11 protein-coding genes are annotated in these 13,866 nt (G+C 65.1%); 6 read left to right on the forward strand and 5 right to left on the reverse strand.

The window, feature by feature from the left end:
- Positions 1 to 42: 42 nt before the first annotated feature.
- Positions 43 to 1,026 carry a YafY family protein gene (locus tag Q5064_RS08360; RefSeq protein ID WP_302963809.1) on the reverse strand — a complete coding sequence of 328 codons (984 nt, stop codon included), beginning with the start codon at positions 1,024 to 1,026 and terminating at the stop codon, positions 43 to 45.
- A gap of 207 nt (positions 1,027 to 1,233) precedes the next feature.
- On the opposite strand from Q5064_RS08360, the gene frc reads away from it, so the two are divergent.
- The 5 genes from frc to Q5064_RS08385 all read left to right on the forward strand — a co-directional run bounded on the left by frc (position 1,234) and on the right by Q5064_RS08385 (position 5,425).
- Positions 1,234 to 2,601: a formyl-CoA transferase gene (gene frc / locus Q5064_RS08365; protein WP_302963812.1), complete on the forward strand. Its 1,368-nt coding sequence runs from the start codon at positions 1,234 to 1,236 to the stop codon at positions 2,599 to 2,601.
- Positions 2,602 to 2,812: 211 nt separating this feature from the next.
- Positions 2,813 to 3,028: a helix-turn-helix domain-containing protein gene (locus Q5064_RS08370; RefSeq protein WP_302963815.1), complete on the forward strand. Its 216-nt coding sequence runs from the start codon at positions 2,813 to 2,815 to the stop codon at positions 3,026 to 3,028.
- A 234-nt stretch (positions 3,029 to 3,262) separates the two neighbouring features.
- Positions 3,263 to 4,501 carry a radical SAM protein gene (locus Q5064_RS08375; protein WP_302963818.1) on the forward strand — a complete coding sequence of 413 codons (1,239 nt, stop codon included), beginning with the start codon at positions 3,263 to 3,265 and terminating at the stop codon, positions 4,499 to 4,501.
- A gap of 143 nt (positions 4,502 to 4,644) precedes the next feature.
- The gene (locus Q5064_RS08380; RefSeq protein ID WP_302963821.1) at positions 4,645 to 5,178 is read left to right on the forward strand and encodes a DUF2975 domain-containing protein; all 534 of its coding nucleotides are present in this window, start codon (positions 4,645 to 4,647) and stop codon (positions 5,176 to 5,178) included.
- Positions 5,179 to 5,188: 10 nt separating this feature from the next.
- Complete coding sequence (locus Q5064_RS08385) at positions 5,189 to 5,425, forward strand: helix-turn-helix transcriptional regulator (RefSeq protein WP_302963822.1); 237 nt, start codon at positions 5,189 to 5,191, stop codon at positions 5,423 to 5,425.
- Positions 5,426 to 5,452: 27 nt separating this feature from the next.
- Here the strand turns inward: Q5064_RS08385 and nifJ are convergent, their stop codons facing one another.
- From nifJ to oxc, 3 genes are all read right to left on the reverse strand, one after another.
- Entirely contained in the window at positions 5,453 to 9,184 is a 3,732-nt protein-coding gene (nifJ, locus tag Q5064_RS08390) for a pyruvate:ferredoxin (flavodoxin) oxidoreductase (protein WP_302963825.1), read from the reverse strand.
- 83 nt (positions 9,185 to 9,267) lie between these two features.
- Positions 9,268 to 10,329 (reverse strand): AEC family transporter, encoded by a 1,062-nt coding sequence (locus Q5064_RS08395; protein WP_302963826.1) that lies wholly within the window; start codon positions 10,327 to 10,329, stop codon positions 9,268 to 9,270.
- A gap of 170 nt (positions 10,330 to 10,499) precedes the next feature.
- Positions 10,500 to 12,281 carry an oxalyl-CoA decarboxylase gene (oxc, locus tag Q5064_RS08400; protein ID WP_302963827.1) on the reverse strand — a complete coding sequence of 594 codons (1,782 nt, stop codon included), beginning with the start codon at positions 12,279 to 12,281 and terminating at the stop codon, positions 10,500 to 10,502.
- Positions 12,282 to 12,503: 222 nt separating this feature from the next.
- Between oxc and Q5064_RS08405 the strand changes: the two genes are divergently transcribed.
- The gene (locus tag Q5064_RS08405; RefSeq protein ID WP_302963830.1) at positions 12,504 to 13,601 is read left to right on the forward strand and encodes a cation diffusion facilitator family transporter; all 1,098 of its coding nucleotides are present in this window, start codon (positions 12,504 to 12,506) and stop codon (positions 13,599 to 13,601) included.
- Between the two features lie 79 nt (positions 13,602 to 13,680).
- On the opposite strand, the gene Q5064_RS08410 is transcribed toward Q5064_RS08405, so the two are convergent.
- The coding region (locus tag Q5064_RS08410; protein ID WP_302963833.1) for a hypothetical protein at positions 13,681 to 13,866 on the reverse strand (186 nt) is incomplete at its 5' end.

Below are 13,866 nucleotides of genomic sequence, written 5' to 3' on the forward strand. Positions count from 1 at the left end.
GCATCGGGGACGGCCGGAGGGTCCGGCCGTCCCCGGCAAGCCCTACTCGTAGTCCTTCAGAATGTCTCGCAGGTAGGCGGCGTACTCGGCGGCCAGATCATGCGGCGCCTCGATGCGCATGGCGCGGCCGAACTGCGCGAGCCAGCCGAAGAACACCGGGCTCGGCGCCACGGTCACGTAGGCCCGGGCCGCGCCGTCTTCTCCCACCGTGCTTTCCACATCTTTCCCGAAGCGATCGATGAGCGCCCCCATGACCGACTCCTCCACCCGCAGGGTCACGCGCCGCGTCTTGCCGCCGAACATGGAGAACGTGCGGGCGCTGTAGGCCTCGGCGTCGAAGGTGGCGATGGCCTCGTTGCGGGTGGCCGGCTCGTCGGCGATGCGCAGGCCCTGCATGCGATCGAGGCGGTAGGTGGGGAAGCTTCCGTGCTTGTCGTTGTAGGCGATGAGGTAGTAGCAGCCCTCCGAGTAGACGAGGCGCACGGGCGTTTCGCAGTAGGTGCGGCCCTCCTTCTGAGCCACCTGGCGTTTGTTGGCGTTGTACTTCACGTAGCGGAAGGCCACCTTGCGCCGTTGGCTCAGGGCCTCGTGAATGGTGTCCACGTGGTGGAACACCGACTCGTTCTGCATTTTGATGCGGCCCTCCACGTGCACGTGCTTCTTGAGCGAGCGCACCTGGTGGCGCGAGCCCAAGGTGGCCACGCCGGCGGCCAGGCGGTTGGCCATGCGCTGGGTGAGGAAGCGCGACGACTGCACCGCGTCGGTGAGCAGCATGAGCTCGGCACCCGAGAAGGTGCGCGAGCCCAAGGCGTAGCTCACCGGGCGGGTGGGCAGCTTCACGATATCCATGCCGAAGGAGCGCAGCGTCTCGATGTCGCGGTAGATGGACTTGCGCTCCGCGTCGATGCCGCGTTCGGCGAGGCCCTCGATGATGGCGGGGGTGGTTATCCCGTGCTCGTCGTCGGTCTCGTCGTAGAGCATCTGCATCAGGTACAACAGCTTCAGCTTCTGGCTCTCCGCGCCCACCGGGCACCGTCCTTTCCGCCCGCGACCGGGTCGTCGCGGACCTGCTCTTGCCGCGGCGCGCGGCGGCTTCGCCGAGCACCTTCCCATCCGTCCACGGAGCGCAAACCGCTTGTTGACAAAGGTTGCGACCGCCGACGGGATCTGTGGTCGCTCCATAGAATGAATGCTGTGCCCCATTGTAAATCCTTTGAGAAGCGAGGTGTTCCCGTGACTGCAACAAACGCGAATTCCACCGCCCCTTTGGCGGGTATCAAGGTCATCGACTGGACCGAGGTTCAGTCGGGTCCCTCCTGCACCCAGCTGCTTGCCTGGATGGGCGCCGAGGTCATTAAGATCGAGCGACCCGGCGGCGACCCGACCCGTACCGAGCTGCTGGACATCGCCGATTCCTGGAGCGTGTACTACCTGCAGCTGAACTCCGGCAAGAAGTCGCTCACGCTGAACGTGAAGACGCCCGAGGGCAAGGAAGTGCTCACGAAGCTGCTGAAGGAGGCCGACCTGTTCATCGAAAACATCGGTCCCGGCGATGTGGAGAAGATGGGCTTTGGCTGGGAGCAGGTGCACGCCATCAACCCGCGCTGCATCATGGCCTCGCTCAAGGGCTTCGGCCAGAAGAGCCGCTTCTCCCACGTGAAGGCCTTCGAGCCCGTGGCCCAGTCGGCCGGCGGCGCCGCCTCCACCACCGGCTGGAACGAGGGCTCCTTCAACGTGCCCACCCAGTCGGCCGCAGCGCTCGGCGACTCCAACACCGGCATGCACCTGACCATCGGTGTGCTGTCGGCGCTGCTGCAGCGCGAGCGCACCGGCGAGGGCTGCTACGTGTACCAGTCCATGCAGAACGCCGTGCTGAACCTGTGCCGCATCAAGCTGCGCGACCAGATCATGCTCGACAACCTGGGGGCGCTGCCGCATTACGAGGTGTACCCCGACTGGAACTGGGGCCGCGCCATCCCGCGCGCCGAGAACACCGAGGGCGGCCAGGTCATCGGTTGGTGCTATAAGGCCAAGGGCTGGGAGACCGACCCGAACGCCTACGTGTACATCGTGGTGCAGAACTCCGAGAAGGCCTTCAAGGGCCTGTGCGAGGCCATCGGCAAGCCCGATCTGGCCTCCGACCCGAAGTTCACGCCGTGGAACAACCGCCAGCTGCACAAGGACGAGCTGTACCCCATCATCGAGGAGTACACCAAGCAGTACGACAAGTACGAGCTGACCGACAAGCTCGGCGCGGCCGGCGTGCCGGTGGGCCCGGTGCTCGACTGGTACGAGATCGAGAACGACCCCGACCTTCTGGCCGACGGCACCATTCCCGAGATCGACCAGGGCGGTGCCCGCGGCAAGTTCAAGACCATCGGCCTGCCCTTCACCATGTCGAACTTCAAGCCCGACTACACCCGCGCGCCTGATCTGGGCGAGAATAACGCCGAGATTCTGGAGAGCCTAGGCTACACCGCCGACCAGGTGAAGGAGTTCACCGAGAAGGGCGTGCTCGAGGCGCCCGTCACGCCGAGCAACCCGGCGGTGAAGGTCATCACCTACGCCGAGTACGAGGCGCAGCAGAAGGCGGCCAAGTAGTCCGCGACACGTCCGAGGCGGTCAAGCAGCCGCAACCGGCCGCGGGGGAGCGAGGGCCTGCGTCCGCCTGCGCTTTCCCTGTTGAGGCACTCCATATGTTGCCAGCGCCGAGCCTCTTTTTGGGGCTCGGCGTTTTGCATATTTGCTGAAGTTCGCCGTAAGTTCATTTATAAGAAAACCCCGTATTTTCGGGGCTTGGTAGCCTTTGCCCATGAGCAAACGACTGCAAAATAGAATTGGGAAGCGCATCCGGGATCTCCGTATCTCCAAGGGCGTCTCCCAGTCGCAGTTGGCCCTGATGACCCATATGACGAAGTCGTACATGAGCGAGATCGAGGCGGGCAAGAAGAACCTCACGCTGCGCACGCTGCAGAAGATCACGACGTCGCTGGGCATCACGTTGGAGGACGTCTTCCGCGGCATGTAGACCCGTCGCGGGGCGGCTCCCCTCCCTTCTCTTTTTTCTTTTCCCCTTTGACGTTGTCCGGCACCCTGGTTGCGTCTCGATGCGCTGCTGGGTATTTTCCCATGTCATAGTTCAATTTTCAGCGGCCTAGCGATTCCTGTTAATTAGTAGTCCCTTCATGGTTGGTAACGCATAAATACCTGAGTGAATTGATCGACAATAGATAAAATGTCACCGTCTGAGGGGGATGTGGGAATGAGGTTCGGCAATCATATCGTGGAGCATGCGCCGTTCTCGGTTCCCATGATCGGCAACACGGCCACGGGCTATTCCATCGGTCTCACGCCGGAAGGGCGCGAGGTGTGCCACCGCATGTTCTCGGAAGACGTGCCCGCCGCCGAGCTGGCCGCGGTGGACGAGCGGCTGCTGGAACATGTGCGGCGGGGCGGCTTCTGCCAAGAGGCGCCCGCCACGGCGCCGGCTGCACTCCAGGCGGCCTACCTGCACGTCACTCATCGGTGCAACCTGCGCTGCGTCGGCTGCTACTCCGGCGTGGAGGAGCGCAACGGACGGTCTGATCTGCCGCTGGAGGAGATGCGCGTCATCGTCGGGCATTTTGCCCGGGCGGGGGTGCAAAGGCTCATCATCTCGGGCGGCGAGCCGTTTCTGCGCGACGATTTGCCCCAGATCGCGGCCGCGGCGAAGGAGGCCGGCGTCGCGCAGGTGGACGTACTCACGAACGGCACGCTCGTCACCGAGGAGAAGCTGCGTGCCCTCGCGCCCGTGGTGGACACGGTGTCGGTGTCCTTCGACGGAGCCGACGGGTGCGCCGTGCCTGCCATCCGCCGCGAGAACCGGTTCGATGTCCTGGTTGCCGCCGTCGAGGCGGTGCGCGCCGCGGGTATTCGGGCGCATATCATCCCGACGATCCACGGCGGCAACATCGGCGACATGGAGGCCTACTGCGCCCTGGCCGAGCGGCTCGGGGCGACGATCAACTTCAGCTTGCTCTCGGCTGCCCCCGACGGCGGCGAGTTGGCGGCGCTCCTGCCCGACGAGGATGCCCTGGAAGCGCTGGCGCGGGCGACGCTCGCCCTGTCCCGGGGCGGGGGAGGGCTTCTGGCCGACACGCCGCTGAACACGGGGCTCGCCACCACCACGGGATGCGGTGCCGGCTGCTCCATGGCAAGTGTGTCGGCCGATGGGGAGGTATTCCCCTGCCACCTCCTGCACGATGAGGCGTTTTGCGCGGGATCGCTGCGCGAGGGCGCGAGCTGTCTGGGTTCGCTGCGGCGTCCGGCGCCGTCGGTGGACGAGTTGCCCGCATGCCGCAGGTGCGAGATTCGCTATCTGTGCGGAGGAGGCTGCCGCGCCCGGGCGCTCCTCGCCCACGGCGATGCGACGGCACGCGACCCCTACTGCACCCTGATGAAGACGTTCTACCGTCTTTTGTTTCAGGCCATGCTGGGAACGGAATCGGGAAAGGAGGTGTGATTATGCTGTTCTACGGAGAGATTGAACCTCAGAATGTCTGCTTCTATGTGGGGCCCTCTGCACCCTGCTTGAAAGTCGGGATTTAGGTTGAGGTCTGGGCGGTCGGACTGGTCTGGCCGCCTTCTTGTCAGTTAGGAAATCCAATGGGAATTGATGAGCGGGATATCGAGGTATCCCTTAGCAGAGCGGAGCGGGTGTGCAAAGGCATTCGTATCGCCTTAGTTGTTTGCCTTGCGTTGTGTGTTTGCGCATGGCTTGTGGCGCTTATGGCGATCGCTTATGGATGCATCGCGCATGTGCCCGGGGCGGGGTGGGGCGTGTTTGCATACTGCGGTGTGTATGGTGGAGTGAGTACGGCGGCCTTGGCGTTGCTGCTTCAGATTTTTACGCGGGCGGTCAAGGATCGAACGCCCTTTTCCGAAGCGCAGGCGAATCGTCTTCGCGCCATTGCTCTCCTGGCTCTTGTCCTCGTCGTACTTGAACTTTTCTTTACAATGGGCGTATCTTATGAGGCAGCCCCATCATTGGGGTACGGTATTGTCGTAAACGATGGGACTTCTGAGCCGACGGTAAACCTTAATGTCGGAATGCTCGTGTTCTCTGGTATCATGTACTCGCTGTCGGCGATTTTCCGCTATGCAGCATTGTTACAACAGTTAAGCGACGATACCGTATGAGGGCTGTCCCATGCGCATTATTTCAAGGCTTGATCGAGTGATGGCGGACCGCAAGATGTCCGTCAATGAGTTGTCCCGCCGAATCGAGATCTCTCCGGTGAACATCTCCCGCATTCGCACGGGCCGCATTAAGGCCATCCGTTTCTCCACCATGATGAAGATCTGCAAGGAGCTGAATTGCCAGCCCGGCGATCTCTTCGAGTTCGATCCCGATGGGGTCGACCCGAACGCCGAGACGGACGAATAACAGCTCCTTGTCTCGTTTTCCCGGCCCTTAGGGCTCGTATACCCTCACCTCGCGTTCCAGCTCGGTGTACTCGCGGGCGAGGTCCTTGGAAAGCTCGCTCTGCAGCGTGCGGGCGCGGGTTGGGTCGCGGGTAAGCAGCGACGCGAAGCGATCCTGCTTGGCGAGGAAGTCGCCAAGCTCATCATCGGGGGCCTGGTAGTCCACGGTGAGCGGGTCTTTGCCCGCGGCCGCCAGCATGGGGTTGAAGCGGAACAGCGGCCAGTAGCCGGCGCGCACGCCCTCGCGGGCTACGCGCAAGTTCGTGCTCATGCCGCCCTTGATGCCCCAGCTGATGCACGGGCACAGCGCGATGACGATGGAGGGCCCGTCGTAGGCCTCGGCCTCGCGCAGGGCGCGGATGGTTTGCTCCATGTCGGCACCGAGGCACACCTGGGCTACGTACACGTAGTCGTACTGCATCATCATGCGGCCCAAATCCTTGCGCGGCGTGGGCTTACCGTCCAGGGTGAAGCCGGACACGCTGCCCAGCTCCGTGGCCTTCGACATCTCGCCGCCGGTGTTGGAGTAGCCCTCGGTGTCCAGCACGAGCACGTTGATGTTCTCGCCCGAGGCCAGCACCTCGTCCAGGCCGCCGTAGCCGATGTCGTAGGCCCAGCCGTCGCCGCCCACGGCCCACACGCTCTTCTTCCCGAACATCTCGCCGTAGTCGAGGATCTCGTCAGCCAGCGCGCGGGCAGGGTCGCTCTCGGTGAGGGTCGCGCGCTCGGCTTCCAGGGCCCGCTGGGCCGCCTGGCCGAGGTCGTAGGCGGCGCCGGCGTCGTCGGCCGCAGTGAGCCAGTCGCGCAGAAGCGCCGTCGTGGCGGGGGAGAAGGCCGGCGCGCCAGCTGCCTGGGCGGCGGTGCCCGATGTACCCGGAGTCGCCTGTGCGGCCGCGCTTCCGGCGATGCTTCGCTGTGCATCCTCACCGACGGGGTCGATGAACGTCGTCGCGGGCGGAAGCGCCTCGCCCACGGCCCGCTTCACGAGGTCGGTCAGGTGGCGGCGGCGCACCTTCACGGCCTTGGCGATGCCGTAGCCGAATTCCCCGTTGTCCTCGAACAGCGAGTTGCCCCAGGCGGGCCCATGGCCGTGCGGGTTCACCGTGTAGGGCATCGAGGGCATGTAGGCGCCCCAGATGGACGAGCAGCCCGTGGCGTTCGCGATAATGAGGCGGTCGCCGAACAGCTGGGTGAGCAGCTTCACGTAAGGCGTCTCGCCGCAGCCGCCGCAGCAGCCGGAGAACTCCAGCAGCGGTTTCTGCAGCTGGGTGCCGGGAATGGAGTCGGTGGGCACGAGGTCGTCCTTCAGCGCGATGTTGGCCTGGGCGAAGGCGAGGTTTCCCTTCTGCTCGGCGAGCTGGCTGGCCAAAGGCTGCATCGTGAGTGCCTTGCCCGGGGCGGGGCAGTTGTCGGCGCAGCTGCCGCAGCCCACGCAGTCCTCGGGATACACCTGGATGCGGAAGGCCATGCCGGCGAGTTCCGGCAGGCGCGCGGGCTTGGTGGCGAAGGAGGACGGCGCGTCCGCGAGCTCGTCGGCCGTGGCCACGTAGGGGCGGATGGCGGCATGGGGACACACGAGCGAGCACTCGTAGCATTCCACGCACTTGGTGGCGTCCCAAGCGGGAATCTCGTAGGCCACGCAGCGCTTCTCGTAGGCGGCCGAGCCGGGCGGCACGATGCCGTCGGGGGCCAGGGCGCTCACGGGCAGCTGGTCGCCGCGCAGCTCGTCGAGGGGGCGGAAGACGTTCTTAATGAAGGCATCCTCGCCGGGCACCGATCCCAGACGCACGGCCGGGGCGGCCCCGGCGCCGGCGGCGTAGTCGCTCGACGCATCGTCATCGTCGCGAGCGCGCTCCCAGCTCTTCGGGTAGCCGATCTTCACGAGAGCGGTCGCGGCCCCATCGATGGCCTGCTGGTCGCGGGCCACCACGTCGGCTCCCTTCGAGGCGTATACGGCGGCCACATCCTCCTTCAGCAGGCGCACAGCCTCATCGAAGTCCATCACGCGGGTCAGGCGGAAGAACACCGTCTGCATGATCATGTTGATGCGCGGGCCTAACCCCACCTCGGCGGCCAGCTTGGCGGCGTCGATGACGTAGAAGTCGGCGTGCTTGGCGGCGATGGCGCGCCGCAGCTTCGCGGGAAGCGCCGCGTCCAACTCGTGCACAGAGGTCCAGGGCGCGTTCAGCACGAAGGTGCCCCCGTCGCGCAGGCGGTCGAGCATATCGTAGCCGCGCTTCACGTAGATGTCCTTATGGCAGGCCAGGTAGTCGGCGCTCGTGATGAGCCAGGGCTCGTGCACGGGCGCGTCGCCGAAGCGCATGTAGGAGATGGTGAGGCCGCCCGATTTCTTCGAGTCGAACCAGGAGTACTCCTGCACGAACTTGCCCGCGGCGTCGCTCACGATGCGGGCAGCCACCTTGTTGGCGCTCACCGTGCCGTCGGAGCCGAAGCCGTAGAAGACGGCCTGGGTGAGCGGCTGGGAGGACGCGGGCTCCCAGGCGGGCACGGGCAGCGACAGGTGGGTCACGTCGTCGTTGATGCCCACGGTGAAGCGCGTCTTCGGCTCGGGCGCGGCCATGTTGTCGAAGACGGCTTTGGCCTGAGCCGGTGTGAACTCCTTGGAGGAGAGCCCGTAGCGACCGCCGATGACGCGCGCGTTCGGGCGCGCGGCGGCCACGGCGGCTTGCACGTCCAAAAAGAGCGGCTCGCCCAAACTGCCCGGCTCCTTCGTGCGGTCCAGCGCGCACACGACGCGCGTGGTGGCCGGCAGGGCTGCCAGCAGGTGCGCAGCCGAGAAGGGACGGTACAGCCGTACCTTCACGAGCCCCACCTTCTCGCCGGCATCCACGAGGGCGCGCACGGTGGCTTCTGCGGTCTCGCAGCTGGAGGCCATGGTGACGATGACGCGCTCGGCATCGGCGGCGCCCACGTAGTCGAACAGGTGATACTGCCGTCCGCACACGCCCGCCAGCGCGTCCATGTTCTTCTGCACGATGGCCGGCAGCGCGTCGTAGGCGGCATTGGGGGCCTCGCGGTTCTGGAAGTAGATGTCGGGGTTCTGGGCGGTGCCGCGGATGGCGGGGTGCTCCGGGTCCATGGCGCGGTGGCGGAAGGCGCTCACGGCCTGCCAGTTCACGAGCGGCCGCATGACCTCGGGGTCTATCACGTCGATGGTCTGTACCTCGTCGGAGGTGCGGAAGCCGTCGAAGAAGTGCACGAAGGGCAGGCTCCCCTCGATGGCCGACAGGTGCGCCACCCACGAGAGGTCCTGGCATTCCTGCACCGAGGCCGACCCCAGCATGGCCACGCCCGTGGCGCGCACGGCCATGAGGTCCTGGTGGTCGCCGAAGATGGAAAGCGCGTGGGCTGCCAGCGAGCGCGTGGTGATGTGGAACACGCCGGGCAGCATCTCGCCGGATATCTTGTACATGTTGGGGATCATGAGCATAAGGCCCTGGCTCGCCGTCATGGTGGTGGCGAGCGCCCCGCCGGCCAAACAGCCGTGCAGCGCGCCGGCCACGCCCTTCTCCGACTGCATCTCCTTCACCACCACCGGGTGCCCGAAGAAGTTCTCGCGACCCGCGGCCGCCCACGACTCCACCTTCTCGGCCATGTGCGAGGCCGGCGTGATGGGAAAGATAGCCGCCACGTCCGACAGCGCATAGGCCGCGCTCGCCGCCGCCTCCATACCGGTCACTGCCTTGCGATTCACGCTCATGGGAAACTCCTCTCTTGCGAAAAGGGGCGGACCTTACGGGCCGCCCCTGCGCCATTAACGGTATGTCCGCCGATGCATGTCCCTTACGCGCCGAAGAGGTGCTCGATCATGGGGGTTGCGACGATCCAGAGGGGCATCGTGGCGGCGAAGGCCAGGGTGGACACGGCCACGGTGGACGCGCCCTCGCGCACGTAGATGTTGTAGCGGCTGGAGATGATGATGCCGGAGAACGCCGGGGGCAGGGCGATGGCCAGCACGAACATCTGCAGCATCTCGCCGTGGATGCCGCACACCAGGCCGAGCGCCAGGCCGATGGCCGGGGTGAGCAGGTTGCGGTAGAACACGTTCCAGATGGTCTCCTTGCCCAGGCTGAACTTCACCGTGGACAACGCGATGCCGGCGGCGAACACGGCCAGGCCGGAGTTGGCCTTGGCGATGAGGCTGAAGCAGGGGTCGAGCTCGGAGGGGAACTTGATGCCCACGAGCACCATGACCACGGCCAGGATGGGCACCCACACCACCGGCTGCTTCAGCGACTTGATGACAGCATCCAGGTTGGAGTTGTGGGCCTTTTTGGCCGGGGCAGGCGCGGCGGGGGCTCCCTTGCCCGCAACGGCGGCCGTGCCCGTGGCAGCGAGCTTCGTCTTGCCGGTACCCTTTTCGGCCTCGGCGTTCAGTCCCTTGTTCACCAGGTAGAAGCCGATGGGGATGGTGATGGCGTTCACGATGATGGCCACGATGGCCACCACAAGCCCCGTCTGGGTGCCGGTGCCGAACACCGGGTCCAGCACGGCGAAGCCCAGAAAGCCGATGGTGGGCGAGCCGGCGATAAGGGCGCAGACGCCGGCCTCGGCGATGTTGTGCTTGAACATCTTCCAGCACAGGAAGAAACTGAGCATGAACATGCCGATGACCACGACCAGGCTCACGAGGGTGAGGGGCAAGTCGCTGAACAGCATCTCGCGGGTGGCCTTGGTGATGGAGAGAAACAAAGCCGCCGGCAGGGCGATGTCCAGCACGACCTTGTTCAGGCCCTGCATCTGGTCGTTGTCGAACTTGTGCAATTTGCCGCCGAGGTAGCCGAGGATCATGATGGCGAAGATCGGCAGGATGTCGGCGATGATGATGTTACCGATGTCTCCCATGGTTGTCTTCTTTCTCGCGGCTCTTCTGAGTCGGGCCGCGGGGTAATGCTCAGTCGCTCAGACAGTCCTCGCTTTGTGGAAATGTCCACTGGACATTTCCAGTCGCTGCGGAACTCGCTTGGTGAGCATCACCCCACGTCCCTCTACGCTCTGCCGCAGTTGAACCTTTCTTAATCGACGAGCTTACCGTTCTCGCGGTGCTCGGCGAGGTCTTCCTGCTCGTTGCCTACGAGCGGGCCGGTGACGGGCTGCGGGTTCAAGTAGGTGATGTGGCCCGACTCCTTGCCGGAGTGGATGGACAGCTCGCAGCACACCATGGTGGGCTTGCCGCTGGCCACACCCTCGGCCACGTACTTCTCCACCTCGGCCGGGGTGGTGGCGTAGTAGCCGGTGCCGCCGAAGGCCTCCATGAGCTTCTCGTAGTGGCCCAAGGCCGACAGCGTCAGCGGCGAGGGGTCGCCGTCGGTGCCGAGGTTCTTGAAGTCGCCGCGGTAGATGCCGCCGTTGTTCAGCACCACCACCGTCACGGGCAGGTTGTAGCGGCAGATGGTCTCCACCTCCATGCCGTCGAAGCCGAAGGCCGAGTCGCCGTGGATGGAGATGACCGGCTTGCCGGTGGTCACGGCCGCGCCGATGGCGTAGGGCAGGCCCACGCCCATGACGCCCCAGGTGCCGCAGTCCAGGCGGTGACGGGGCAGGTACATGTCGATGATGTCGCGGCAGTCGTCGAGCGCGTTGGCGCCCTCGTTGGTGATGTACACGTCGTGGTTGGCGTCGGTGACCTTCTTGATGGCGCCGAGCGCGTTGTAGTGGGTCATGGGCACGGTGTCGGCCGTCTCGGCTCCGCTGAAGCGGGCGTTGTTCTTGGCCGAGTCGGCCTGGATGGCCTCAAGCCACGCGGGATCGGCCTTGTAGGGGTGCGCGGCCAGGTACTCGTTGAACTTGGTTACGGTGGACTTCAGGTCGCCCACCACGGGAGCCGCGATGTAGCGGGAGTTGTCGATCTCGGTGGGGTCGATGTCCACCTGGATGAACTTCACGTTCTCGTTCCAGTGCTTGCCCTTGCCGAAGTTCAGCATCCAGTTCAGGCGCGCGCCGAGCAGCACCACCACGTCGGCCTCGCGCATGGTCATGCCGCGGGCGCTGGCGGCGTTCTGCGGATGGTTGTCGGGAAGGACGCCCTTGGCCATGGACATGGCCAGGTACGGCGCTCCGATAGATTCCACGAACTGCTTCACCTCGTCCTCGCACTGGGCATAGGCCGAGCCCTTGCCGATGTAGATAAGGGGCTTCTTCGCGCTGGCCAGAAGCTCCATGGCCCCCTCGATCACCGACTGGGCCGGAATCTGGGCCGGAGCGGGGTCGTTCACCTCGTACAGAAGGCTTTCGGCCACGTCCTGGGCGATGGTCTGGCCAAGCGTGTCGCCCGGCAGGTCGATGTACACGCCGCCGGGGCGCCCCGAGCAGGCCGCGCGGATGGCGCGGGCCACCACGAGCGGGATGTCCTCGATCTTATCGACGCGGTAGGCGGCCTTCGAGAAGGGTTTCGCGTAGTTCAGCTGGTCCATGCCCTCGTAGTCGCCCTCGCCCAGGTCGATGAGCTCGCGGGACGACGAGCCGGACAGCATGATGACCGGCCAGCCGTTCTCGGTGGCTTCCTTCAGCGGGATGAGGCCGTTCATGAAGCCGGGGGCCGATACCGTCAGGTACACGCCGGGCTTACCGGTGATGAAGCCCTCGGCCGCGGCGGCGTTGCCGGCATCGGACTCGTGGCGCAGGCCGATGTAGCGGATCCCCTTCGCCTGGGCGATGCGCGCCACGTCGGTCACGGGAATGCCGATAACGCCGTACATCTTGTCGAGGTGGTTCTTCAGCAGCGACTGGACAAGAACGTGGAACCCGTCGGTGAGGTTGGCGTTCTCGGCGGTCGTCGCGGTCGGTGCAGTGGACATAGGTGCCTCCTGATCTCGAAAATAGGCAGGGAGAAGCGGTGCTTCAACAAGAGAATATAGCCCGCGGCACGAGGCGTTCCGGCTGCTTGGGAGGCGATGTTGGCGGGAAGTTGCCGAACTGCATTGCAAAGGCAACTTGGCCCGCGGGGGCCTTGGAAGCGATGGGGACTATAATCTGATATGAGTTAGGAAGGCGCACATAATGTATCGAAGGTGATGGTTATGAATCGCGAGCACGAGATCGTCAAGGCGAGCATTTACGGCATCGTGGGCAACCTGCTGCTCGTGGCCTTCAAGATGGCTGTGGGCTTCGTGTCCCATTCCATCGCCATCATTTTGGACGGCGTGAACAACGCCACCGACGCACTCTCGTCCATCGTCACCATCGTGGGCACGAAGCTGGCCGGGCGCCGTCCCGACCGCCGCCACCCCTTCGGCTACGGGCGCGTGGAGTACCTCACGAGCGTGGTCATCGCCGTCATCATCCTGGTGGCCGGCCTCATCTCGCTGCGCGAGTCGGTGGTGAAGATATTGCATCCGGGCATGCCGTCCTACTCGACGATCACCATCGCGGTGATCGTGGTGGCCATTCTGGCGAAGATATTCATCGGCATCATGTTCAAGCGTTTCGGCGACAAGACCGACTGCGAGGCGCTCATCGCCTCGGGCGTGGACTCCAACTACGACGCCGTGCTGTCGGCGGGCACGCTGGTGGTGGCGTTTGCCCAGAACATCTGGGGGCTCAACATCGACGGCGTGGTGGGCCTCATCATCTCGCTCGTGGTGTGCAAGGCCGGCGTGGAGGTGCTGCGCGACGCGCTGGCGCCCATCATCGGGCTTCCCGAGGACAAGAAGCTCGTGGAGGGCATCGAGACCTACGCGAACGGGTTTCCCGAGGTGCGCGGTACCTACGACGTGGTGCTCGACAACTTCGGGCCCAACGAGGTGATCGGCTCGCTGCACATCGAGGTGGACGACGATATGAACGCCCGCGAGATCCACGCGCTGACGCGCAAGATATCCGAGGGGCTGGCCGAGAAGTTCCGCATCATGGCCACGGTGGGCGTATACGCCGCCAACACGACGGGCGAGTTCGCCCCGATGCACGCCGATTTGGAGGCGCTGGCGAAGGAGAACCCGAAGATCCTGCAGGTGCACGGCTTCTACGTGGACGACCAGACCAAGACAGTGTACTTCGACATGATGATCGACTTTCACGCCGACGACGACGCCATCCGCGCCCAGGTGGTCGACGCCATGAAGAAGAAGTACCCCGCCTACGACTACAACGTGGTGGTGGACACCGACTACGAGGACTGAGACCGCCGCTCGGCGTAAAAAGAGCCGGCCCGCGTTTCGCTGCGGGCCGGCTCCTGAGGTGATGCGGGGCGAAAGGGGGCTACTTCTGCTCGCCCTCGGCCGGGGTCTCCTCGACGATGGTGACGCCGGCCTGGGCGTCCTCGATGTAGTTGTCGGGAAGCACCACAGCGGGCTCGGCGGCGGCAACCTCGGTTGCGGTCACGGCCTCGACGGCCACGCCCTCGGCGGGGGTGACGGGAGCCGGGTCGGAGACGAGGGGCTGGGC

It is taken from the genome of uncultured Adlercreutzia sp., assembly GCF_958431955.1.
GTDB lineage: Bacteria > Actinomycetota > Coriobacteriia > Coriobacteriales > Eggerthellaceae > Adlercreutzia.

What these genes read in the sequence shown, in the direction of transcription:
- Q5064_RS08385 (WP_302963822.1), top strand. Translation starts at nt 5,189, where the DNA reads ATGCGCATTATTTCAAGGCTTGATCGAGTGATGGCGGACCGCAAGATG.
- nifJ (WP_302963825.1), bottom strand. Translation starts at nt 9,184, where the DNA reads ATGAGCGTGAATCGCAAGGCAGTGACCGGTATGGAGGCGGCGGCGAGC.
- oxc (WP_302963827.1), bottom strand. Translation starts at nt 12,281, where the DNA reads ATGTCCACTGCACCGACCGCGACGACCGCCGAGAACGCCAACCTCACC.
- Q5064_RS08405 (WP_302963830.1), top strand. Translation starts at nt 12,504, where the DNA reads ATGAATCGCGAGCACGAGATCGTCAAGGCGAGCATTTACGGCATCGTG.
- Q5064_RS08380 (WP_302963821.1), top strand. Translation starts at nt 4,645, where the DNA reads ATGGGAATTGATGAGCGGGATATCGAGGTATCCCTTAGCAGAGCGGAG.
- Q5064_RS08395 (WP_302963826.1), bottom strand. Translation starts at nt 10,329, where the DNA reads ATGGGAGACATCGGTAACATCATCATCGCCGACATCCTGCCGATCTTC.
- Q5064_RS08375 (WP_302963818.1), top strand. Translation starts at nt 3,263, where the DNA reads ATGAGGTTCGGCAATCATATCGTGGAGCATGCGCCGTTCTCGGTTCCC.
- Q5064_RS08370 (WP_302963815.1), top strand. Translation starts at nt 2,813, where the DNA reads ATGAGCAAACGACTGCAAAATAGAATTGGGAAGCGCATCCGGGATCTC.